Origin of the sequence: Xanthomarina sp. GH4-25, from assembly GCF_045363175.1 — a bacterium.
GTDB lineage: Bacteria > Bacteroidota > Bacteroidia > Flavobacteriales > Flavobacteriaceae > Xanthomarina.
The window spans coordinates 274185-297442 of record NZ_JBJFLO010000005.1; the positions used below are offsets into that span (position 1 = coordinate 274185).

A 23258-nucleotide genomic window follows, 5' to 3' on the forward strand; every position below is an offset into this window, starting at 1 on the left:
CATGACAGCCACTTCCCTATTCTACATCATTATTGCCATTTTAATCATCAGTTTTATTATTGATAAAATTCTTGATGCCTTAAACGCCAAGCATTTTAACGATGAAGTTCCTCAAGAACTTCAAGACGTGTATGATGAAACGGAATATAAAAAATCACAGAGCTACAAAAAGACAAATTACAAATTTGGTCTTTTAACATCGACCTTTTCAATTGCATTAACATTAGGATTTCTGTTTTTTGATGGTTTTGAATACGTAGATAATATTGCAAGAAGCTATTCTGAAAACCCCATTTTAATCGCTCTTTTTTTCTTCGGAATTATCATGATTGGAAGCGACATTATTACCACACCATTTTCTTACTACAAAACGTTTGTAATTGAAGAAAAATTCGGTTTCAACAAAACCACAAAAAAAATCTTTATCCTAGATAAAATAAAAGGCTGGCTCATGTTGGCAATTGTTGGTGGAGGTATTCTAGCGCTTATTATATGGTTTTATCAATTCTCAGGAGATAACTTCTGGTTGTATGCTTGGGCCTTAATGAGCCTTTTTACAGTTATAATGAATATGTTTTATGCCAGATTAATCGTCCCTTTATTTAATAAGCAAACCCCTCTAGAAGCAGGTGATTTACGCAACAAAATCTCTACTTACGCAAAAACGGTGGGCTTTAAATTAGACAAGATTTTTGTCATTGACGGTTCCAAACGAAGCACCAAAGCTAATGCCTATTTCTCTGGATTTGGAAGCGAAAAACGTGTGACGCTTTATGATACTTTAATAAACGATTTAGAAGATGAAGAAATTGTGGCTGTTCTTGCTCATGAAGTGGGACATTATAAAAAGAAACATATCATTTTTAATTTAATTGCTTCGGTATTATTAACCGGATTGACACTTTATATCCTATCAATTTTTATTTCAAACCCATTACTTTCAAATGCTTTAGGCGTTGAAATTCCTAGTTTTCATATTGGACTAATTGCTTTCGGATTGCTTTATGCACCAATTTCAGAAATTACTAGTTTAATTATGAATTGGTTTTCCAGAACCTTTGAATATCAAGCAGATAATTATGCTAAAAATACATACAAGGCAGAACCTTTAATTACGTCACTAAAAAAATTATCTAAAAACAGTTTGAGTAATTTAACACCTCATAAAGCTTATGTATTTATGCATTATTCGCATCCAACACTTTTAGAAAGGGTTAAAAATTTAAAATTGTAAGTCCTTCTTCACAATAAATATTTTTTTTCTTGTTTTAAATACCATAAAATCCTGAAACATCTTATATTTAAATAAAAATTCACCCTTTTTAGAATCAGATGATCGTTTCTATTTTTTAAATACAAAAGGGTTGTAAATTCGTTTCGATTATACTATTTTTAAGTTTATGACAGAACTAGAGCTAGAACAGGAAAATGCTGCTATTACACAAGCTTATAAAGAATTGCTTCGTGTAAGTTACAGAACGCTTACAGATGACGATAAAAAACTTATTAGAAAAGCTTTTGATGTTGCCGTAGATGCACATAAAGAACAACGAAGAAAATCTGGTGAAGCTTATATTTTCCATCCCATTGCAGTGGCTAAAATTGTAGCGCAAGAAATTGGAATGGACGCAACGTCTATTGCTGCTGCACTGCTTCATGATGTAGTTGAGGACAACGAAGATTATTCCATTGCAGATATCGAACAATTATTTGGGGAAACTGTTGCAAAAATTGTAGACGGTTTAACAAAAATTTCTTCTTTAGATACAGAAATGGATGCCTCTCTTCAAGCTGAAAACTTTAGACGCATGCTTTTAACCCTAAATGATGATGTTCGGGTTATTATAATCAAAATAGCAGATAGGCTTCACAACATGCAGACTATGGATTCCATGAGGTCTGATAAGCAAGTAAAAATTGCTTCAGAAACCCTTTATATCTATGCGCCTTTAGCTCATAAAATTGGGCTTTACAACATTAAAACAGAATTAGAAGATTTAGGCTTAAAATATACAGAACCAGAAGTTTACAAAGACATTCTAACAAAAATAAAAGAAAGTAAGGAAGAACAAGATGCTTATATTAACGAATTTAATAATGTAATAAAAACAACTTTAGACAAAGAACAATTAGACTATGAAATAAAAGGAAGACCAAAATCCATTTTTTCTATAAAAAGAAAAATGCAGAATCAAGGTGTTACTTTCGATGAAGTTTACGACAAGTTTGCTGTTAGAATTATTTACAGATGTGAACCAGAAAATGAAAAATTTCTAGCCTGGAAAATATACTCTATTGTAACCGATCACTTTAGACCAAATCCTACCAGACTTCGAGATTGGATTTCATCGCCAAAATCTACAGGTTACGAGGCTCTACACATTACAGTAGTTGGCCCAAAAGGGCGTTGGGTAGAAGTACAGATTAGAAGTGAACGCATGAACGAAATTGCCGAAAAAGGCTTTGCTGCTCATTATAAATACAAAGAAGGAAGCGAAACAGATGACAGTTTGGACAGTTGGATTGCTAAACTCCAGGAAGCTCTTGAAAATCATGAAACCAATGCTGTAGATTTTGTGGAGCAGTTTAAACTCAACCTCTATTCTAAAGAGATCTTTGTTTTCACACCCAAAGGAGAACTTAAATCATTACCAAAAGGAGCTTCACCATTAGATTTTGCATTTAGTATTCATACTGAAGTTGGCATGAAAACTCGAGGGGCAAAAGTAAACGGAAAATTAGTCCCTTTAAGTCACGAACTTAAAAGTGGTGATCGAGTAGATATTTTAACTGCAGATGCCGCTAAACCAAACGCTAACTGGCTGGATTATGCCACAACGGCAAAGGCAAGAAGTAAAATAAAATCTGCTTTAAAAGAAGATAAAAAAATTATTGCAGAAGATGGAAAGGAAATTCTAAGACGGAAATTAAAACAATTAAAAATTGTTTTAGATGAAAAATCAATAAACGAATTAGTTAGTCATTTCAAACTAAAAACAAGCTTAGATTTGTTTTATAGAATAGGCGTTGGGACCATAGACAATACCATGCTTAAAGAGTTTGCTTCATCTAGAAGCAATGCTTTTATGAGTTATATTAAAAATAAAATCTCTAGAAAGCCTACCCTTACAAAAGAAGAACTTGATAGAGATGAAATAACCTCTAAATACGACTTATTAGTCTTTGGAAAAGAAGAAGAAAAACTAGATTACAAATTTGCTAATTGCTGTAATCCCATTCCTGGAGATCCTGTATTTGGCTTCTTAACTATTAATGATGGTTTAAAAGTGCATAAAAAAAATTGTCCAAACGCTGTTAGTTTGCAATCTAACTATGCATACCGAATTATGATTGCCAAATGGATAGATTCTTCGCAACAAGAATTTGCAGCTCAAATTATTCTTTCAGGAATAGATAATTTAGGATTGGTAAATAATATCACTAAGGTCATTTCATCCAACATGCATGTCAACATGAAAAGCATCAGTTTTCAAAGTGACGATGGCATTTTTTCAGGTAAAATAAATGTGGTTGTTAAAAACAATACCTTACTTAAAAAGCTTATGGACAACCTAAAAAAAATTAATGGTATCGATAAAGTATCTAGAGTTTAAAAATTAATGTAAATTTGCAACGGATTATGAGTTTAAAAACAGATACAAAAAACCAGGAGATTGTAAAAAACGTTTTTACAGCTTTTTTAGAACAAAAAAGTCATCGTAAAACACCAGAGCGTTATGCCATTTTACAAGAGATTTACAATAGCGAAGAACATTTCGATATCGAGTCTTTATACCTTAATATGAAAAACAAAAAGTATCGCGTATCTCGTGCTACTCTTTACAACACCATAGAATTATTATTAGAATGTGGCTTGGTTAGAAAACACCAGTTTGGACAAAATCAAGCACATTACGAAAAATCGTATTTCGACAAGCAGCACGATCATGTTATTTTAACAGATACAGGCGAAGTTATCGAATTTTGCGATCCTAGAATACAAAGTATTAAACAAACAATTGAAGAGGTTTTTGATATTGAAATTAAAAACCATTCACTCTACTTTTACGGCAACAGAAAAACAACTAAATAATTTATTTTACAATGGCAGTAGATTTACTACTAGGATTACAATGGGGAGACGAAGGCAAAGGAAAAATTGTTGATGTTCTTACCTCCAACTACAATATTATTGCGCGTTTTCAAGGTGGACCCAATGCTGGACACACCTTAGAATTTGATGGCATAAAACATGTTTTAAGAACCATACCTTCTGGAATTTTTCACAAAGATTCCATGAATGTTATTGGTAACGGTGTGGTGATTGACCCTGTAGTTTTTGCCAAAGAATTAGAAGGATTAGATCAGTTTGATATTGATTATAAAAAAACATTGATTATTTCTAGAAAAGCACATGTCATTCTTCCAACACATAGACTGTTGGATGCAGCAAGTGAAGCTTCTAAAGGAAAAGCTAAAATTGGTTCCACTCTTAAAGGAATTGGGCCAACTTATATGGATAAAACGGGAAGAAACGGTATTCGTGTTGGTGACTTAGAATTATCTGATTGGAAAGAAAAATATCGTGCTTTAGCAGATAAACATGAAGCCATGATAAAATTCTATAATGTAGATGTTCAATACGATTTAGAAGAGATGGAAGTAGAATTTTTTGAAGCAGTCAAAGTTTTAAAATCTCTACAATTTATTGATTCTGAAGAATACTTATATCAAGCTCAAAAATCTGGAAAAACTATTTTAGCTGAAGGTGCTCAAGGCTCTTTATTAGATATTGATTTTGGAACCTACCCGTTTGTTACTTCAAGTAATACAACAGCAGCAGGAGCTTGTACTGGTTTAGGTGTAGCTCCAAACCAAATTGGTGATGTTTATGGTATTTTTAAGGCTTACACCACTCGTGTTGGCTCTGGCCCATTCCCAACTGAATTATTTGATGAGGTTGGAGCCAAAATGGCTAAAATAGGAAATGAATTTGGAGCAGTTACTGGACGTGGTAGACGTTGTGGCTGGTTAGATTTGATTGCTTTAAAATACGCATGTCAGGTTAATGGTGTTACCAAATTAATGATGATGAAAGGCGATGTGCTTTCTGGTTTTAAAGCCTTAAAAGTTTGTACAGCCTATAACTATAAAGGCGAAACGATTACACATTTACCTTATAATATTGAACCAGAAAACCTAAAACCAATTTATACAGACTTTAAAGGTTGGAAAGAAGATTTAACTAAAATGACTGAAGCTTCGCAATTCCCTAAAGAATTGAATGATTATATCGATTTCTTAGAAAAAGAACTCGAAATTCCAATCTACGTGGTTTCTGTTGGCCCAGATAGAAAGCAGACTATTTTTAGGTAAACAATTTATTTAAATAAAGTATCTGACCTTTCAAGTATATAACCTGAAAGGTCTTTTCTATTAAAAATATCTTAATACAACCCAATGGAAGATATTAATCATTATTTTTGGACAAAATTTAAGATGTTGCATCAACCAAATCAGAACTTACTTAGCGTTTTATTTTGTCTTTTATTCTTCGGGCTTTCTTTTGCCCAAGAACAAAAACGCATAGAAATTAAGTATTCTGGATTTCTTGAGTTTAAAGAAGAAGATGCGCCAGGCTTGAAAGTGATGACTCGAGACGATTCGCAACAAATTCACGTCCTCCACGAAGGTGTTAATATGTACTGCGATCAAGCGCTACTTTATAGCAACGAAGATTTTATTGAAGCCTACGGCAATGTGAGAATGATTCAAGGAGACACCATTAACATGACTGCCAAATACTTAGAATATAGTGGCAAGACCAAGCTAGCTTTTGCTAGTGGAGATGTTGTACTTACTGAGCCTAATTCAACCTTAACAACAGACACCTTATATTTTGACCGTGTCAAGCAACAATCATATTACAAAACTGGTGGACAAGTAGTTCGAGATTCTTCTGGAACAATTACTAGTAAGATTGGAAGGTATTACATGGATACTAAAAAGTATCAATTTGTTACTGATGTGGTTCTAACACATCCAGATTATAAGATTAACACCAAACATTTAGATTTTTATTCCGAAAGTGGCTACGCCTATTTATATGGCCCTTCTACTATAGTTACAGAAGACAGTAAAACTTATTGCGAAAAAGGCTTTTACGATACAGAAAACAAAACAGGTTATGGTGTTAAAAAAACCAAGATTGAATATGATAATCGGGTTTTTGAAGGAGACAGTATGTATTTTGATAACACCAGAAGTTTCGCATCTGCAACCAACCATATAACCGTTACAGACACCATTAATAAAAGCATCATTAAAGGACATTATGCTGAAGTATACAAAGACAAAGACTCTGTTTTTATTACCAAAAGAGCCTTAGCGATTTCTGTTCAACAAAAAGATTCTATCTATATTCATGCTGATACATTAATGGTTACTGGAAAACCTGATAAACGAATTACAAGAGCTTTCAGAAATACCAAGATGTACAAATCGGATATGAGTGGTAAGGCAGATTCTATTCATATCAATCATCAAACAGGTTTAACACAACTCATCAATCTTTCAAGGTTATCTACAAGTGATGCTTTTGCTGTGAAAAGAAGACCGATTCTTTGGAATTTAGAAAATCAGATTACAGGAGATACCATTCATATTAAATCGAATCCTAAAACAGAAAAATTAGATTCTTTAATTGTTTTTTATGATGCTTTTTTAATTAGTAAAGACACCATTAGTGAAGATAATTATAACCAAATTTCTGGTAAAAGCTTAATAGGATTATTTGATGATAAAAACAATTTAAGACAGGTTGATGTAATTAAAAATGCTGAATCTATCTTTTTTGTTCGAAATGACAAACAAGAACTTTTCGGTATAGACAAAGCTAAATCAGGAAGTCTTTCCATCTTTTTTACAGAAGGAGAGATTGAGAAATTTAACAGATATAATCAAATTGATGCTAAAACCTATCCTGAATCCGAATTCCCAAAAAACGCCAGAAAGCTAAGAGGATTTGATTGGAGGGATGACGAGCGTCCAAAAAGTGTGGAAGATTTATTTAGCGACGATCCACCTTTAAATTTACCCATAATTAAAGGATTGGAAGATTATGTGCCACAAGAAGAATTTTTCGATGAGGCCATGATTGATCGTATTGAAAAAGCCGAAAAATCTGAAAAGTCTAAACCCAACAAAAACAAGAAAAAAACACAGAATAAAAACAAGAAAAAACGCTCAAAAGTTTCCAGACATGTACCACAAAAACTTATGGATAGCTCGAAGCTAAAAAAAGAAAACCTGAAACCTGTAATTAAAGATAATAGCAATTAATATGGCTATAGATTTCTTAAAATATCAAGCACAAACTTCTCCACACCCTTTAGCAATGAAAGTATCTCATGCTAAAGGTTCTTACATTTATGATGAAGACAACAAAGCGTACTTAGATTTTGTTGCTGGTGTTTCTGCTTGTACTCTTGGACATAGTCATCCAAAAGTTGTTACCGCTATTAAAAATCAATTAGACCAATACATGCATGTCATGGTTTATGGCGAATACATTCAAGAACCAGCTGTAGAATTAGCAAAATTATTAGCTAAAAATCTTCCAAACTCATTAGAGAAAACATATTTAACAAATTCAGGCACTGAAGCGATTGAAGGTGCTTTAAAATTAGCAAAAAGGGCTACTGGAAGAAGCCAGATTATTTCTGCAAAAAATGCCTACCATGGGAACACCATGGGAGCAATGAGTGTTATGGGGTTTGAAGAACGTAAAAGAGCATTTAGACCATTAATTCCTAATGTTGACTTTATAACATTTAATAACGAAGACGAATTAATTAACATCACCAAAAAAACGGCATGCGTTATTTTAGAAACCATTCAAGGTGGCGCAGGTTTTATAGAGCCTAAAAATCATTATTTAGAGAAAGTAAGAAAACGTTGCGATAAAGTTGGAGCACTTTTAATTTTAGATGAGATTCAGCCTGGGATTGGACGAACAGGAAAACTTTTTGGGTTTGAACATTATAATTGTGTACCAGACATTTTAGTTACTGGAAAAGGATTAGGTGGAGGTATGCCAATTGGCGCCTTTACTGCTTCGAGTAAATTGATGGATTTACTAAAAGACAACCCAAAATTAGGACACATTACAACCTTTGGTGGCCATCCAGTAATTGCTGCAGCTGCTCTAGCAACTTTAAAAGAAGTTACTAAAAGTGACTTAATGGCTAGAACCCTTGTAAAGGAACAGCTAATTAGAGAACATTTGGTACATCCACTTATTTTACAAATAAGAGGTAAAGGATTAATGCTAGCTGCCATAACGCCTTCGGCAGAAATTACAAATCAGCTCATTTTAGGATGTCAGGAAGAAGGTCTTATACTTTTTTGGCTGCTTTTTGAGCCTAAAGCTATTAGAATAACACCCCCATTAACCATATCAAACGAAGAAATTATTAAAGGTTGCCAAATTATCTTAAGTGTTTTAGACAAAATACAAGATAATCACTCTCAATCAAACCACTGATTATCAGTAACAAAAAAGCAGTTTCGTTAATATGTTGATTACTTTGTTAAAAACATTTAAGCAATTTTCTCATAAAAATCAATTAGTACGTTACATTTAATCATGTAAACCATACAAATGTGCTTATGGAGTTTAGTCCCAACGACAACAACAATTTACCTCTTACGAAATTTGAATCGATGCTAAAAACTAACCATGTGTTGTTTTTCGATTCTGAAGAATTTGAAAATATCATTCATCATTACTTAACTCAAGGTAAAGTTTCATTAGCTAAAAAAGCGATTAAATTAGGATTACAACAACATCCAACTTCAACAAATTTAAAGCTTTTTAAAATTGAAATTTTTGTGTTTGAAGACAAGTTAGATGAAGCAGATACTATGTTAAATGAACTTCATGAATTGGAACCAATGAATGAGGAAGTTTACATTCAAAAAGCTAATATTTTTTCAAAAAAAGACAAGCATAAGAAAGCCATTCATGTTTTAAAAAAGGCTTTAGAATTAACTGAAGACACACAGGACATCTATTCTTTGTTAGGAATGGAATATTTGTTTCTTGATAAATTTGAAGAAGCCAAATATTATTTCATGAAATGTATGGAAGAAAATCCTGAAGATTTTTCAGCCTTATATAATATGATTTATTGTTTTGAATTTCTTGAGCAACATACAGAAGCTATAGATTATTTAAATACCTTTTTAGATACAAATCCGTATTGTGAAGTGGCATGGCATCAATTAGGAAAGCAATATTATTCACTAAAAGAATATGAAAAAGCACTAGCAGCTTTTGATTTTGCCATTATTTCTGAAGATTCATTTATTGGAGCATATTTAGAAAAAGGTAAGGTTTTAGAAAAGTTGAAACGCTATGAGGATGCATTAGAAGCCTATACATTAACCCTAAAATTAGATGATGCAACTTCTTTTGCATTATTAAGAATTGGTCAATGTTATGAAAAATTAAATCAAGACGATTTGGCCATTCAATATTATTCTAAAACGGTTAAAGAAGACCCTTTATTGGATAAAGGTTGGATTGCAATTACCAAGTTTTATAACAAAAAAAGAAACTATAAAAAATCGCTTTACTATATAAACAAAGCTATAAATATTGATTCAGAGAATGTGGTTTATTGGAAACTATATGCCCAATTAAATCAGCGTTTAAACTTTTTAGAAGAAGCTGAACGAGGGTATAAAAAGACTCTTGAACTTGGCAATTACGAACTAGCTACATGGCTTATTAGAGGTGACATTTTATTAAAGCTAGGCGAACCAGAAGCTGCCGTATATAATTTTATTCAAGCTTCAGAATTCTATCCAGAAAACGCTGAAATAGAATATAGATTGGCTGGATTATATTTCACTCTAAATGAAACTGAGAAAGGCGAATATCATTTAAAAAACGGTTTATGTTTTAATACAGAATACGTTTTTATTATTGAAGAGCTATTTCCTAAAGTTTACAAAAAAAGAAAAATCAAGAGCTTGCTAAAATCGAATCAAAAGTAAAACGTCTAACATAATTTATATACCTTTGGTTTTCTATAAAAAAGCGAAGCATGCAGAGACGTTTTAAACATTATTTCACTATTACCTTAAAAGGAATTGCTATGGGAGCAGCAGATGCTGTTCCTGGAGTTTCTGGTGGAACTATAGCCTTAATTTCTGGCATCTACGAAGAATTAATTTTTACAATAAGCAATGTTAATTTTTCGCTTTTAAAGACCCTTCGCAAAGATGGTTTTCCAGCTTTCTGGAAACAATTAAACGGCAGTTTTCTTCTAGCACTTTTAATAGGAATATTAACAAGTTTCGTTACGTTTATGAGACTTGCTAAATACTTAATCGAACAACATCCTATATTAATATGGTCCTTCTTTTTTGGGTTAATTATTGCAAGTATCTTCTTTGTTGGTAAACAAATTAACAAATGGAATCTGGTTTCCATTCTCGCTTTAATAATTGGAACTTTTATAGCCTATTATATTACAACACTACCTTCCATGGCTAACAATAGTAATCCGCTATTTTTATTTATTGCTGGAGCTATTGCTATTTGCGCTATGATTTTACCAGGCATTTCTGGGTCGTTTATTTTAGTTATCCTTGGAGCATATAAAACATTAAGTGATGCAATTTACGATTGGGATTTTAAACGCATTACCATTTTTGGTATTGGTGCTATTGTAGGTTTATTAAGTTTTAGCCGTGTTTTAAAATGGTTGTTTAAAAACTATCACAATACAACCCTTGCTGTATTAACTGGTTTTATTATTGGGTCATTAAACAAAATATGGCCATGGAAAAAAACACTAACCATTTTAAATGAAACAACTGGTGAAACTTTACCATTTTCGAGTATCTCAGAATTAGGTACGCTTTCTGTTTATCAACAACAGTTACATAATTTCGATTCTATTAAAGTTATTACCGAAGAAAGTGTGTCCCCTTTTGTGTATTCATCGATCAATAATCAAGTTGATTCCCAATTAAATATAGCAATAGCACTCATTATTGCAGGTTTTTTAACTATTTTTATTCTTGAAAAAATAGGGAACAAAAATCAATAATGCAAAGCACGAGAACCTTTACTGATAAATTATTTCTAGTTTTAAAAGGATTAGGAATGGGAGCTGCAAATAAAGTCCCAGGTATTTCAGGTGGTGTTGTTGCTTTCGTCGCTGGTTTTTATGAAGAGTTTATATATTCGTTGCAAAAAGTAAACGCTAAAGCATTTAAACTTCTTATAAATGGCCGGTTTAAAAGTTTTTTTCAATATATAAATGGTCGGTTTTTAAGTCTGCTTTTCTTAGGAATGATTGTAAGCTATTTTAGCGTTTCAAAAATTCTAGATTATCTTATTAGACATTATGAATTGTATGTTTGGAGCGTTTTCTTTGGAATGATAATTGGTTCTATTTATTACATCAGTAAAGACTTTAAAGATTGGAATTACAAAACGTATCTAGCTTTAATTATTGGAATTGTTTTTGGAGTTGGAATTAGTTTCTTAGATCCTGCAACCGAAAACGACAATCTGATATTTGTTTTCTTTTGTGGTGTTATTAGTGTCTCGGGTATGACACTTCCAGGTTTTTCTGGCTCGTTTATACTAATATTGTTAGGCAATTATGTGTTGTTGTTAGTCGACTCTGTAAATGCTTTATACGACACGTTTGCAGAATTAATTACTGGAGATTTTAGTTTTATAAATAATATAGAGCGTCTTAGAATGTTAAAAGTTCTCGCTGTTTTCACCATAGGATCTGTTGTTGGGTTAGTTACTTTTTCTCACATATTAAATTACATTTTAAAACATTATAAAAGCATTACTATTTCTACTATTATTGGTTTTATTATAGGTTCTCTTGGTGTTGTTTGGCCATGGAAAAAAACCATTTATAAAACCCATATGGAAGGTGCTTATAAATTAGACTCTTCGGGTAGCAAAGTTATTGAAAACTACACTCGATATTTACCCGAACTCAATAACGAAACATATCTTGCTATTGGCTACATCATTCTAGGAATTATGATTGTTTTGGCTCTTGAAATATATGGCAAGAAAACTCGAAAAACACATGGATAAATTTGGACTAATTGGTAAAAACATTTCTTATTCGTTCTCTGAAAATTATTTTAGAAATAAATTTAAAGAAGAAGGTGTTTTAAATACAACTTACGAAAATTTTGACATTCAAGATATTTTAGAATTTTCAAAAATTTTAAAAGACAATCCAGATTTAAAAGGCCTGAACGTAACCATTCCATATAAAAAATTAATTATACCATATTTAAATGCCGTAGATAAAAAAGCAAAAAAAATTGGCGCTGTTAACACCATTAAAATCTTAAAAAATGGAAAACTAAAAGGGTTTAATACAGATTATTATGGATTTAAAAAATCATTAAAACCTTTTTTAAAACCACATCATAAAAATGCTTTAATTCTTGGAACTGGTGGCGCAAGTAAAGCCATAGCTTATGCGTTAAATAAAATGAATATCTCAAGTACTTTTGTTTCTAGAAATCCATCAAATAAGACCACACTTACATATACTTCTTTAACTGATAAGCAGATAAAAAACAATCAAATAATTATTAATTGCACACCATTGGGGACTTATCCAAATATTGATGTTTGTCCAGAAATTCCTTACCAAGCCATAAACCATAAACATATTCTGTTCGACCTAATCTACAACCCTCTAGAAACTAAATTTTTAGCTTTAGGCAGAGCAAATAATGCAATAACTATCAATGGTTTAAACATGCTAAAACTACAAGCAGACAAGGCATGGCAAATATGGAATTCTTAGTTCTATACGTATAAAATCAATCTAAGCCTTTGTTAATATTACAGTTGTTGTTATCTTTAACGCTAGAGTATATTTACGAACCATAACATTTTATTAAAATGTCAGAGCAAGATAACCTGCAAAAAGCAGACGGAAAAGAAGAATTTATAGTTTCAAAAGAACCTGTTGAAAAAGAAAATAAGGCTATTGAAGTAAAGCCCGAAAAAACCGATAGTATAGAGAATTCGGAAAAGGCTATTTCAGAAATTGATGACCCTAAAACAGACCTTAAGACGGAAACAAAAACCGAAGAAACTAATAATCAAGAAAATGATGATGAAGCTATTTCAGAAATTGAAGAATCTAATGCAGAAGACGCTGAAGACGAAGGTAGCAAAGACAGACACGTTATAGTTAAAAAAGACTATGAAAAAATGTCGATGGAAGATCTTGCTGACGAATTAGAAAACTTGGTAAGTAAAGAAAAAGCGCAAGCCATAAAAGCGCATGTAGAAGAAATAAGAAGTGAATTTAAGTCTAAATTCAGTACACTTTTAGACGAAAAAAAGGAAGAGTTTTTAAATGATGGAGGTAATGAAATCGACTTCTACTACTCTAGTCCACTACAAAAAAGAGTTAAAGACACTATTAAAGAATACAGATCAAAAATTACATCACATTATAAAAGTATTGAAAATAACCTAAAAGATAATTTAGCCGAAAGATTAGAAATTATTGAAGAAATTAAAGGCTTAATTAATATTGAAGAAAACATCAATACGACTTACAAGCATTTTAAAGACTTACAAGAAAGGTGGAGGCATGCTGGACCAATTCCTAGAGATAAATATAATAATGCATGGAATAGTTACCACCATCATGTTGAAATTTTTTACGATTTTCTTCACCTAAATCGCGATTTAAGAGACCTAGACTTTAAACACAACTTAGAGCAAAAATTAAAGATTATAGATCGTGCTGAAGAACTAGCACAAGACGATGACTTAAATCGTTCTTTTAGAGAATTACAAGTTTTACATAAAATGTGGAAGGAGGAACTTGGGCCAGTAGACAAGGTATATCGTGAAGAAATATGGAAACGTTTTAAAGCGGCCACCAAAACCATTCACGATAAGCGTCAGTCTTATTTTAACGATTTAGATAAAGTTTACGAGAAAAATCTCGAGACCAAACAGGAAATTATTGAAAAAATAAAAAAATTAAACGATGGTGGCGCAAAATCTCATAGCGATTGGCAAAAGAAAATTAAATCTCTTGAAGCTTTACGAAATGATTTTTTTAGTGCAGGAAAAGTACCTATCAAGGTAAATGAAGCCACTTGGTCTTCATTTAAAACAGCTGTTAGAAATTTTAACCGAAAGAAAAATGCTTTTTATAAAGATTTAAAAAAAGATCAATACGAAAACCTTCAGAAAAAATTAGATTTAATCAAAATTGCTGAAGACAATAAAGACAGTGAAGATTTTGAGGTTACTACAGCCTTAATGAAAAAAATTCAAAGTGATTGGAAGAAAATTGGTCATGTTCCTAGAAAAAATAGTGATAAAATTTGGAATCAGTTTAAAACGGCTTGTAACCATTATTTCGATAAATTACATGAATCAAAAAACGAAGCAAACAAAGAAGAGATAGAAGCTTATAACGACAAGGTAAAGTTACTCGAAGAAATTAAGGCTATAGAACTTTCAGGGAAAAAAGACGCTGACTTAGAAACGGTTAAAAGCTACATTGAAAAATGGAAAGCTTTAGGAAATGTCCCTAATGACAAAAGGTATATTGAAGGAAAGTTAAATAAAACTCTAGATAGTTATTTTAAAAGTTTAAAATTAAATAAAACAGAAGCTGAACTCATAAAGTTTGACAATAAACTTGAAGTATTAAATAACGCTGAAGATTCTAGACACTTAGATAACGAACGTACCTTTATAAATAAAAAAATTAAGGAAGTGAAAAGTGAAATTAATCAGTTAGAAAACAACTTACAGTTTTTCACCAATGTAGATGAAAGTAATCCACTTGTAAAAGAAGTTATTGATAATATTCAAAGACATAAAGACACCCTTGATCTTTGGAAAACCAAACTCAATAAGATTAAAGAGTTATATTAAGAAATAAAACCCATTTAAAACAAAATCCTATTTGTAGAACTAAGCAATTGCTTAAGCTAACAAATAGGATTTTAATCTAACTAAACTAACTAAAAAGTTATTTTTTCCCAACCAAAAATAACCTACTTATTGAATAACACTTTAATGGTAAGAATTTGATTATGCTATTAATCTACTTATAATAAGTATGTCATTCAATTATTATATATACGTACAGAATACTAATTTGGATTACAAGATTTAAAAAAAATCTGTTTTTACACTTCTTCTCAAGTTTTAGTATTTGAAAATCAAATATTTTCCAATTACTTGTTTTGAGATAGCTTTGCTTCTTCCCACGTTTTAGTATTTGAAAATCAAAGATTTTCCAATTACTTGTTTTGAGATAGCTTTGCTTCTTCCCTCGTTTTAGTATTTGAAAATCAAAGATTTTCCAATTACTTGTTTTGAGATAGCTTGGCTTCTTCCCTCGTTTTAGTATTTGAAAATCAAAGATTTTCCAATTACTTGTTTTGAGATAGCTTGGCTTCTTCCCACGTTTTAGTATTTGAAAATCAAAGATTTTCCAATTACTTGTTTTGAGATAACTTTGCTTCTTCCCAAAACACATCCATTTCAGCAAGTGTCATATCTTTTAAATCCTTATTTAAAGTTTTAGCTTTTGCTTCTAAATACTGAAATCGTTTAGAGAATTTTTTATTGGTTCTTTCTAAAGCATTTTCTGGATTGATTTTTATAAACCTTGCATAATTAACTAAAGAAAATAAAACATCACCAAATTCTGCTTCCATAGCTTCTTTATTGCCGTTTTTTATTTCTTCTTTAAATTCATTCAGTTCCTCCTCTACTTTTTCCCAAACTTGATTTGGTGCCTCCCAGTCAAAACCAACTCCTGCTACTTTATCTTGTATTCTATTGGCTTTTACTAAAGCAGGTAAACTTTTTGGTACGCCTTCTAACACACTTGTTTTACCTTCTTTGAGCTTTAATTTTTCCCAATTACGTTTTACATCCTCTTCGTTTTTTACAACCGCATCACCATAAATATGAGGATGTCTATCAACCAATTTATCACAAATACTATTACAGACATCAGCTATATCAAAATGTTTGGTTTCACTTCCTATTTTAGCATAAAACACAATATGCAATAAAACATCTCCAAGCTCCTTTTTTACTTCATCTAAATTCTTGTCCAAAATAGCATCTCCTAACTCGTAAGTTTCTTCAATGGTTAAATGTCTTAAGCTTTCCATAGTTTGTTTTCGATCCCACGGACATTGCTCACGCAACTCGTCCATAATAGTTAATAATCGATCGAAAGCTTTCAGTTGATTTTCTCTAGAATTCATTAATGCCGTTTTTATAAAATTACTATATTATTAGAAAAGATTAAGATTGTTAAACAAAAAAATCCAGCCTTACAAGCTAGATTTCTTTATGATTAAGATTGTTAAAAAAGAAAATTATTCTTCTTCCTCTGATGTTGTTGCATCAGCATCAAAATCTAACATATCGTGTTTTTGAAGTAAGTTGTACCATTGAATTACTTTCTTAATATCGCTGGCATACACTCGATCTTCGTCGTAGTCTGGTAAAATTTCAAAGAAATATTCTTCTAAAGCATCTTTTCCATCTTTATGGCTAATAGCTGTCTCTTTACTGTCTTCTTTCTCTTTAATTTTTGAAAGCACTTTACGTAAAGGGACTTCTTCAGTTAATGTATAAATAGCGATTTCGCTTAATACACTTACATTTTGATGAATATTTACCGACAATCTTTTCTTATCTATCAATGATTCAGCAATAAAACCACCACGTGTTTGGGTGATTAATTTAAATAACCCTGGTTTTCCAGAAATGGCTAATACTTTTTCTAAACTCATAATTACTTTTTAAGGAGCGCAAATATGCTACGTTTGTTATATTAAAACAAATATTATCGTTTCTTTTTTTGGTTGGGAAAGCGCATTCTATAATCGACACTAATTTTCCCTTTAGAAATGTTTGTTAATTTCCCTTTTATTAAGCGTTTTTTTAATACTGAGAGCTTATCTGTAAATAAAACACCTTCAATATGGTCGTATTCATGTTGAATAACACGAGCAATTAAACCTTTGAATGTTTCAGTTTGTTTCTCAAAATTTTCATCAACATATTCCATGGTAACTACTGGTTGTCTAAACACATCTTCTCTAACATCTGGAATACTTAAACATCCTTCATTAAAAGCCCACTCGTCTCCTTCTTCATTCGTTATTTGAGCATTAATAAAGGTGCGTTTAAAATTCTTTAATTCTGTTTGTTCTTCAGGTGTAAATACGTCATCTTCTGCAAATGGGGAAGTATCTACAATAAACAATCTTATTGGCAATCCAATTTGAGGTGCAGCAAGTCCAACACCAAATGCACCATCCATCGTCTCGTACATATTGGCAATAAGTTCCTTTAGTTTTGGATAGTCTTTAGTTATGTCTTTACCCTTTTTCTTTAATACAGGATCTCCATAAGCTACAATAGGTAATATCATTTTATTCTTTTTGAAAAATTCTATGCAAAAATACAATCTTTAATTAAGATATATAAAAAAACTCCTTTTATTAAAAAGGAGTTTTAAATTTGAATTTATAATTAGATTATTAGCACATTTTACTTTTATCGGCTACAAAGAATAAATCTACTTCGCCTTTTAATTTAGAATTAATTTTAGCGTTTAAGATATCTTTCTTTTTTGCAGTAATTTCTTTATTAGAATTAGATTTAACTTCTTCAACAGTATTTTGTATTACAACTTCAATTGTTGGGTTAATAACCGCAACTTGAGATTGAGCATTTACTTGAAAAGTGGTTAATAAAACAATAGCAAATAATATTAATAAGGATTTCATAATAGCACATTTAATTTTGATAACAGGACAAATATATGCTCGACGAACGGTATTAAAAGAATAAATTTGTTGAAACCCAATGTATAATCGTTAATATGGTGAAGACATGCATTTCATCGATAAACGTACTACTTATAAACCTTAACAAATGGTGATTTATCGATAGAGTTTATTAACCCTCCAATAAATCGTTATTTCAAGAAACTATATATAAAGTGATTATTTTTTATAATTTAAAGTTATAGAATATCATCTTATTTAATCAAAATGGAAAATATAGATATAAAAAAACTCCTTTTATTAAAAAGGAGTTTCATAAATTAAATATATTTTAATTATACTGTTATTTCATAATAATCACTTTCTTAGTGATACTTGAAGAACCTGCATCAATTTTAAGTAAATAAACACCATTAGCTAAAGAAGAGGCATCTATTTCTTTTCTACTTAAATTATTAATTTCAGAGCTAAGAACTATTTTCCCTGTTACATCATATACATTTACCTTTCCATTTAGGTGCGAATTAAAAATAAGATGAATGCTATTTCCAGACGTTAAAGGATTAGGAAAAACTTTAGTCGTTTTTACAACATCATCTACCTGGCTAATGGAAAGTGTTTCTTCTGTTAGATCTCCATTAGTATATTCGCAAGTACCAATACCAAAATCAGCAATAAAATAATTGATATTCGCTACAGGTGCACCTGAAGTTAAATCGTAGATTGAATAGCCACTTTCACAAACAGCCATTGTAAATTCGCTCGCTCCTACACTAATAGTATTTGGTCTATCTCCACACATCACACCACCAGCATCGTAAAAGAAATACAAAGAGGTTCCATTTGTAAAGCCCGTAGGAGGACAAAATTGTGCGTAAGACTGATTAAAGCTAAACATAGCCATTACAGTCAATAGAAATAAGTAGTAATTTTTCATAAGTAATAAATTTGGGTTAATAATGAAACAAATATAAGTTTGGGATAAATCCAAATTAAAACAATTAGATAAAAGGTGTTTTAAAAACGATAAATTAAAGAATAATGCGAAAATTATCGATAAAATACACGTTTTGAGGTTACTTACTTGGAAATAATTACTTAGAATTTAAATAACTTTGAAGGATAAGAGTTGCACTAATTTCATCTACCAACGCTTTGTTTTTGCGCTTCTTTTTAGACAAGCCACTATCAATCATAGTTTGAAAAGCCATTTTAGACGTAAATCTTTCATCGACCCTTTCTATTGGAATTGTTGGAATAGCTTTTTTAAGTTTTTCTAAAAAAGGAATGATGAGAGCTTCGCTCTCAGAAGGTTCATTATTCATTTGTTTGGGTTCTCCAACTACAAATAACTCTACGTTTTCTGTAGCTATATAAGATTTTAAAAACGCTATTAATTCTTTTGTAGCAACAGTTTCAAGTCCAGATGCGATAATTTGCATTTCATCTGTAACTGCAATACCTGTTCTTACTTTTCCAAAATCTATAGCTAGTATTCTTCCCATGTGGCAAAGTTAACATTAAATTAAGAACGATTCATCAAGTCATTTTATTTTCATGTTAAATATCCTATAAAACAGTCTGCCTTTTGATAGATTAGACTTTATAGATTTCAATTATAGGCTTATCTTTGCAAAAACACTTTCTAAATATATGAAACAACTTCAGCAAATAATAGAAAATGCTTGGGATGACCGAAGCTTACTAACCGACAAAATAACTATTGACAGTATACGAAATGTTATAGATTTACTTGATGAAGGCACCTTACGAGTTGCTGAGCCAACTAGTAAAGGTTGGCAAGTTAACAAATGGGTAAAAAAAGCGGTCGTCTTATATTTTCCAATTCAAAAAATGGAAACTTTTGAAGTCGGTATTTTTGAGTATCATGATAAAATTCCGTTAAAAACGGGTTATGCAGACAAAGGTATTCGAGTGGTTCCTCATGCAGTTGCCAGACATGGAGCTTACATTTCAAAGGGTGTTATTATGATGCCAAGTTATGTAAATATTGGAGCCTTTGTAGATGAAGGAACAATGGTAGATACATGGGCAACCGTTGGGAGTTGTGCTCAAATTGGAAAAAACGTGCATTTATCTGGTGGAGTTGGCATCGGTGGTGTTTTAGAGCCTTTACAAGCTGCTCCAGTTATTATTGAAGATGGTGCATTTATTGGATCTCGTTGTATTGTAGTTGAAGGCGTACGTGTAGAAAAAGAGGCTGTTTTAGGAGCCAATGTAGTTTTAACTATGAGCACAAAAATTATTGATGTTACAGGCGATGAACCAATAGAGACTAAAGGAGTGATTCCTGCCAGATCTGTCGTAATCCCAGGAAGTTATACCAAAAAATTTAAAGCTGGAGAATTTCAAGTACCTTGTGCTTTAATTATTGGAAAACGTAAAGAAAGTACCAACAAAAAAACATCGCTTAATGATGCTTTGCGTGAATATGATGTAGCTGTATAAGATAGCTTAGTACACAAACAAGAAAATATAATAAATTAAAACCTGTATGAAGAATATGGGTTTTATTTTATTCAGATTTAAATTTCATCTTTCTTCCTGAACGACGTAACTTTTTAGAATTTACTTTCTTTTGAAAAGCTCTGCTGTGTTTCAACATTAAGCTATAAGTTTCTTTGTAAGAGGTATGATATAATTCCGAATAGGTTTCAGACATGATTTTCACCATGGATTTAGACAACCACAACCTTCTAAAATTATGCATGCGTTTATTAAAATCCATAGTTTTAAAACGCATTCGGTTTAAATCAATTAAATAAAAATCGTATTGTTTATCTTGTTTTTCAACAATCAAGGTGTTTCCCGGAGAATGATCTAAAAAATCAATATGGTTTTCATGCAATTTAAACGTAAATGCTGTAAACTGCTGTAAAATAATTTTCCTATTTGGAAAAAGTGGCTTGTGGATTAAATCCCTGAAATCGAAATCGTAATTAACATGTTTACTTATATAATAGCTTGTAGTAAGCCCAAATACATTCGTGTTTTCAATATAAGCAATAGGGAAAGGTGTTAAGATATCGCTTGCAATTAGCCTATTGGCATACTCAAAAGAACGTTTGGCTTTAGATTTTCGAATATATTTATACACAAAACTATTAAAAGTATTTGGTTTTTTAAACGACTTGACGTTAATTGCCTCTCCATTGACTTCAAACTGTTTGATAACATTTCGTTGCCCAATAGTTACAGCTTCACCTGAAGTTTCAAAATCTGCAATAATTGCTTGTAGCGTTACGTTTAAATGTTGATATTGTGAATGTAAGTGTATAATTATTTTTAGGTTTTGAAATTTCTCAAAGATATGTCAATTGATATTTTAATAAAAGTAGAAAATATAATACTTTGCAGTTGATTTATTTTAAATAAAAGAGATATCTCCTTCTTGGAGTCACTATGAAGAAAATACTTGTTATACAAAACAAACGCATTGGAGATGTTTTAATAGCTTCGGTTATTGCTCAAAACATGAAAAAAGTTTTTCCAGAAAGTCAGATTGATTATTTGGTATACGATTATACTGTTGGTGTTATTGAAAACCATCCAGATATTGATCAAATTATTGATGTAAACGACAAGGAATTAAAAAAACTAGGCAATTTAAAGAAGCTTATTCAAACTGTTAGAAAGAGTGAATACGATATTATTTTCGATCCATATTCCAAACTTCAAAGCCGACTTATATGTTATTTTTCCAAAGCGCCTATTAGAATTGGCTTTCAAAAAAGAGGTAAAAACCCAATATTAAAATTTTACACACACAACATTCCTTTTTTAGAAGAGAAAACAAAAATTTGTGGCAAAGCTATTGAAGACAGAATCCATATGCTGACTTCAGTTTTCACACTACCCGAAAACCAAATTGATTACGAACCAAAAATTGTTTTAACCGAAAAAGAAAAACAATACAGCAAATTAGAATCATACAAAAAGCCTGCTATCATGCTAGGTATTTTAGGGAGCACTCCTCAAAAATCCATGCCTTATAACTATATTGTTGAATTGATTGATTTCATAACCGATAATTACCAAGTAAATGTACTTTTTAATTATGCGCCACATCAAAAAGAAGATGCACTAAGTATATACAATGATTGTAAAAATAAAGACAACATCATTATAGATATTTATGAAGACAGCATCCGTGGTTTTATAGAACTTATGAATAAATGTCAACTTCTTGTTGGAAACGAAGGTGGTATTGTACATATTTCTAAAGCTTTAAACAAACCAACATTTACTATTTTTTCTCCATATGTCATGAAAGATCATTGGGCTAGTTTTGAAGATGGTAAAAAACATGCATCCATTCATTTATTGGAAGAAAAGCCAGAATTATACAATGAAAATAGTGTTGAAAACAGACGAAAAATTGAAGCAGACCCTAGCTTTATGTACAAGCAATTAACTCCAGAACTTATTATCCCAAAGCTTAAAGCTTTTTTAGATAATCATCTAAAAAGTTAAAGCATTCCTATTGTTTAACAATCCCAAAGTCGGTCCAGGTTTTTTGTTCCGTTTTAGTTGTTTTTCGAATGGCAAGATTTTTATTAATCGACTCCTGATTTTTATAACCTCTTGGATGGTCTAAATGGATACAAACAGCACTGTATCTAATTTGTTTACCTTTAATTCCTAGATTCATTAAACGTTCACCTAACTCTCTGTCTTGTCCACCATATTGCATACGTTCGTCGAAACCATTAATAGCAACAATGTCTTTTTTCCATCCAGAAGCATTGTGTCCATTCCAACTGGCATTTGTTGGCGTTATTGTATTTAAAAACCAAGACTTTAAGCCTCTGGCTGTTAATTTGTTGTTTTTAAAAGACGGTCTTAATCCTTGAGACTTTAACCATTTTAAATTAAAACAATCTCCACTTAAAATAGATTTTTTGTCAATGGCTTTAGAAATTTCCATAGGTAACATAAAATAGCCTCCAGACAAGAAATATCCTAGCTCTCGTTCTCTAAAATGTACTTCAACAAAATCTTCTCTTGGAATACAATCGCCATCAGACATTAAAATATAATCTGCTTGACATTTTACAATAGCTTTATTTAAAATTTGTGACTTTTGAAACCCGTTGTCCTCATGCCAAACATGGGTAATGGGATAAAAAACCTCCTTTTTAAATGTTTCAATAAGATCGATAGTTTCTTGTTTGGATCCATCATCTGCAATAACAACTTCAAAATCTTGATACGTTTGATTGTTATATCCATGTAACACTTTTGCCAACCATTCAGGAGAATTATAGGTGCTTATTATTACAGAAATAGATATTTCGTTCATCAATTTATTGTTTTTGCACAGCAAAGATAAACATAATTCAGGTATTTATTTTAAGGTTTAAATAGGA

Annotated in this window: 21 protein-coding genes; 13 read left to right on the forward strand and 8 right to left on the reverse strand. The window is 31.2% G+C overall.

Annotated elements, in window-relative coordinates:
* Position 1: 1 nt before the first annotated feature.
* From ACI5KZ_RS09395 to ACI5KZ_RS09445, 11 genes are all read left to right on the forward strand, one after another.
* The gene (locus tag ACI5KZ_RS09395) at positions 2 to 1234 is read left to right on the forward strand and encodes a M48 family metallopeptidase (RefSeq protein ID WP_406847499.1); all 1233 of its coding nucleotides are present in this window, start codon (positions 2 to 4) and stop codon (positions 1232 to 1234) included.
* Between the two features lie 166 nt (positions 1235 to 1400).
* Positions 1401 to 3614 (forward strand): RelA/SpoT family protein, encoded by a 2214-nt coding sequence (locus tag ACI5KZ_RS09400; protein ID WP_406847500.1) that lies wholly within the window; start codon positions 1401 to 1403, stop codon positions 3612 to 3614.
* Positions 3615 to 3640: 26 nt separating this feature from the next.
* Positions 3641 to 4093 (forward strand): Fur family transcriptional regulator, encoded by a 453-nt coding sequence (locus ACI5KZ_RS09405; RefSeq protein ID WP_109308999.1) that lies wholly within the window; start codon positions 3641 to 3643, stop codon positions 4091 to 4093.
* Positions 4094 to 4104: 11 nt separating this feature from the next.
* A complete protein-coding gene (locus ACI5KZ_RS09410; RefSeq protein WP_109309000.1) occupies positions 4105 to 5376 on the forward strand; it encodes an adenylosuccinate synthase in 1272 nt (423 codons plus the stop codon).
* Between the two features lie 84 nt (positions 5377 to 5460).
* Positions 5461 to 7341: an OstA-like protein gene (locus ACI5KZ_RS09415; protein WP_406847501.1), complete on the forward strand. Its 1881-nt coding sequence runs from the start codon at positions 5461 to 5463 to the stop codon at positions 7339 to 7341.
* Position 7342: 1 nt separating this feature from the next.
* Complete coding sequence (locus ACI5KZ_RS09420) at positions 7343 to 8545, forward strand: aspartate aminotransferase family protein (RefSeq protein ID WP_109309001.1); 1203 nt, start codon at positions 7343 to 7345, stop codon at positions 8543 to 8545.
* Positions 8546 to 8670: 125 nt separating this feature from the next.
* Positions 8671 to 10062, forward strand: a complete 1392-nt coding sequence (locus ACI5KZ_RS09425) for a tetratricopeptide repeat protein (RefSeq protein WP_109309002.1) — start codon at positions 8671 to 8673, stop codon at positions 10060 to 10062.
* Positions 10063 to 10112: 50 nt separating this feature from the next.
* A complete protein-coding gene (locus ACI5KZ_RS09430; protein WP_109309003.1) occupies positions 10113 to 11123 on the forward strand; it encodes a DUF368 domain-containing protein in 1011 nt (336 codons plus the stop codon).
* A complete protein-coding gene (locus ACI5KZ_RS09435; RefSeq protein WP_406847502.1) occupies positions 11123 to 12142 on the forward strand; it encodes a DUF368 domain-containing protein in 1020 nt (339 codons plus the stop codon). The genes ACI5KZ_RS09430 and ACI5KZ_RS09435 overlap by 1 nt, the downstream gene beginning before the upstream one ends.
* A complete protein-coding gene (locus ACI5KZ_RS09440; RefSeq protein ID WP_406847523.1) occupies positions 12135 to 12872 on the forward strand; it encodes a shikimate dehydrogenase family protein in 738 nt (245 codons plus the stop codon). The genes ACI5KZ_RS09435 and ACI5KZ_RS09440 overlap by 8 nt, the downstream gene beginning before the upstream one ends.
* Before the next feature lie 98 nt (positions 12873 to 12970).
* Positions 12971 to 14980 carry a DUF349 domain-containing protein gene (locus ACI5KZ_RS09445; RefSeq protein ID WP_406847503.1) on the forward strand — a complete coding sequence of 670 codons (2010 nt, stop codon included), beginning with the start codon at positions 12971 to 12973 and terminating at the stop codon, positions 14978 to 14980.
* A gap of 569 nt (positions 14981 to 15549) precedes the next feature.
* Here the strand turns inward: ACI5KZ_RS09445 and mazG are convergent.
* The 6 genes from mazG to ruvX all read right to left on the reverse strand — a co-directional run bounded on the left by mazG (position 15550) and on the right by ruvX (position 19373).
* Positions 15550 to 16332 (reverse strand): nucleoside triphosphate pyrophosphohydrolase, encoded by a 783-nt coding sequence (gene mazG / locus ACI5KZ_RS09450; protein ID WP_109309007.1) that lies wholly within the window; start codon positions 16330 to 16332, stop codon positions 15550 to 15552.
* 114 nt (positions 16333 to 16446) lie between these two features.
* The gene (locus ACI5KZ_RS09455; RefSeq protein WP_109309008.1) at positions 16447 to 16866 is read right to left on the reverse strand and encodes a DUF5606 domain-containing protein; all 420 of its coding nucleotides are present in this window, start codon (positions 16864 to 16866) and stop codon (positions 16447 to 16449) included.
* A gap of 53 nt (positions 16867 to 16919) precedes the next feature.
* Positions 16920 to 17510: a peptide deformylase gene (gene def, locus ACI5KZ_RS09460; RefSeq protein ID WP_406847504.1), complete on the reverse strand. Its 591-nt coding sequence runs from the start codon at positions 17508 to 17510 to the stop codon at positions 16920 to 16922.
* A gap of 109 nt (positions 17511 to 17619) precedes the next feature.
* Positions 17620 to 17868, reverse strand: coding sequence for a hypothetical protein (locus ACI5KZ_RS09465; RefSeq protein ID WP_109309010.1), 249 nt, complete (start codon positions 17866 to 17868; stop codon positions 17620 to 17622).
* Between the two features lie 343 nt (positions 17869 to 18211).
* The gene (locus ACI5KZ_RS09470) at positions 18212 to 18805 is read right to left on the reverse strand and encodes a T9SS type A sorting domain-containing protein (RefSeq protein ID WP_406847505.1); all 594 of its coding nucleotides are present in this window, start codon (positions 18803 to 18805) and stop codon (positions 18212 to 18214) included.
* A gap of 157 nt (positions 18806 to 18962) precedes the next feature.
* A complete protein-coding gene (gene ruvX / locus ACI5KZ_RS09475; protein WP_109309012.1) occupies positions 18963 to 19373 on the reverse strand; it encodes a Holliday junction resolvase RuvX in 411 nt (136 codons plus the stop codon).
* 148 nt (positions 19374 to 19521) lie between these two features.
* Between ruvX and ACI5KZ_RS09480 the strand changes: the two genes are divergently transcribed.
* Positions 19522 to 20337, forward strand: coding sequence for a 2,3,4,5-tetrahydropyridine-2,6-dicarboxylate N-succinyltransferase (locus ACI5KZ_RS09480; RefSeq protein ID WP_406847506.1), 816 nt, complete (start codon positions 19522 to 19524; stop codon positions 20335 to 20337).
* Between the two features lie 67 nt (positions 20338 to 20404).
* Here ACI5KZ_RS09480 and ACI5KZ_RS09485 read toward each other — a convergent pair whose 3' ends face one another.
* Positions 20405 to 20986 (reverse strand): lipopolysaccharide kinase InaA family protein, encoded by a 582-nt coding sequence (locus ACI5KZ_RS09485; protein WP_109309014.1) that lies wholly within the window; start codon positions 20984 to 20986, stop codon positions 20405 to 20407.
* A 305-nt stretch (positions 20987 to 21291) separates the two neighbouring features.
* Between ACI5KZ_RS09485 and ACI5KZ_RS09490 the strand changes: the two genes are divergently transcribed.
* Positions 21292 to 22362 (forward strand): glycosyltransferase family 9 protein, encoded by a 1071-nt coding sequence (locus ACI5KZ_RS09490; RefSeq protein WP_406847507.1) that lies wholly within the window; start codon positions 21292 to 21294, stop codon positions 22360 to 22362.
* Positions 22363 to 22369: 7 nt separating this feature from the next.
* Here the strand turns inward: ACI5KZ_RS09490 and ACI5KZ_RS09495 are convergent, their stop codons facing one another.
* Positions 22370 to 23191: a glycosyltransferase family 2 protein gene (locus ACI5KZ_RS09495; RefSeq protein ID WP_109309016.1), complete on the reverse strand. Its 822-nt coding sequence runs from the start codon at positions 23189 to 23191 to the stop codon at positions 22370 to 22372.
* Between the last annotated feature and the right edge of the window lie 67 nt (positions 23192 to 23258).

Bases quoted from the DNA above. Each gene is read 5' to 3' on its own strand.
- ACI5KZ_RS09395 (WP_406847499.1), top strand. From the start codon at position 2: ATGACAGCCACTTCCCTATTCTACATCATTATTGCCATTTTAATCATC.
- ACI5KZ_RS09400 (WP_406847500.1), top strand. From the start codon at position 1,401: ATGACAGAACTAGAGCTAGAACAGGAAAATGCTGCTATTACACAAGCT.
- ACI5KZ_RS09405 (WP_109308999.1), top strand. From the start codon at position 3,641: ATGAGTTTAAAAACAGATACAAAAAACCAGGAGATTGTAAAAAACGTT.
- ACI5KZ_RS09410 (WP_109309000.1), top strand. From the start codon at position 4,105: ATGGCAGTAGATTTACTACTAGGATTACAATGGGGAGACGAAGGCAAA.
- ACI5KZ_RS09415 (WP_406847501.1), top strand. From the start codon at position 5,461: ATGGAAGATATTAATCATTATTTTTGGACAAAATTTAAGATGTTGCAT.
- ACI5KZ_RS09420 (WP_109309001.1), top strand. From the start codon at position 7,343: ATGGCTATAGATTTCTTAAAATATCAAGCACAAACTTCTCCACACCCT.
- ACI5KZ_RS09425 (WP_109309002.1), top strand. From the start codon at position 8,671: ATGGAGTTTAGTCCCAACGACAACAACAATTTACCTCTTACGAAATTT.
- ACI5KZ_RS09430 (WP_109309003.1), top strand. From the start codon at position 10,113: ATGCAGAGACGTTTTAAACATTATTTCACTATTACCTTAAAAGGAATT.
- ACI5KZ_RS09435 (WP_406847502.1), top strand. From the start codon at position 11,123: ATGCAAAGCACGAGAACCTTTACTGATAAATTATTTCTAGTTTTAAAA.
- ACI5KZ_RS09440 (WP_406847523.1), top strand. From the start codon at position 12,135: ATGGATAAATTTGGACTAATTGGTAAAAACATTTCTTATTCGTTCTCT.
- ACI5KZ_RS09445 (WP_406847503.1), top strand. From the start codon at position 12,971: ATGTCAGAGCAAGATAACCTGCAAAAAGCAGACGGAAAAGAAGAATTT.
- mazG (WP_109309007.1), bottom strand. From the start codon at position 16,332: ATGAATTCTAGAGAAAATCAACTGAAAGCTTTCGATCGATTATTAACT.
- ACI5KZ_RS09455 (WP_109309008.1), bottom strand. From the start codon at position 16,866: ATGAGTTTAGAAAAAGTATTAGCCATTTCTGGAAAACCAGGGTTATTT.
- def (WP_406847504.1), bottom strand. From the start codon at position 17,510: ATGATATTACCTATTGTAGCTTATGGAGATCCTGTATTAAAGAAAAAG.
- ACI5KZ_RS09465 (WP_109309010.1), bottom strand. From the start codon at position 17,868: ATGAAATCCTTATTAATATTATTTGCTATTGTTTTATTAACCACTTTT.
- ACI5KZ_RS09470 (WP_406847505.1), bottom strand. From the start codon at position 18,805: ATGAAAAATTACTACTTATTTCTATTGACTGTAATGGCTATGTTTAGC.
- ruvX (WP_109309012.1), bottom strand. From the start codon at position 19,373: ATGGGAAGAATACTAGCTATAGATTTTGGAAAAGTAAGAACAGGTATT.
- ACI5KZ_RS09480 (WP_406847506.1), top strand. From the start codon at position 19,522: ATGAAACAACTTCAGCAAATAATAGAAAATGCTTGGGATGACCGAAGC.
- ACI5KZ_RS09490 (WP_406847507.1), top strand. From the start codon at position 21,292: ATGAAGAAAATACTTGTTATACAAAACAAACGCATTGGAGATGTTTTA.
- ACI5KZ_RS09495 (WP_109309016.1), bottom strand. From the start codon at position 23,191: ATGAACGAAATATCTATTTCTGTAATAATAAGCACCTATAATTCTCCT.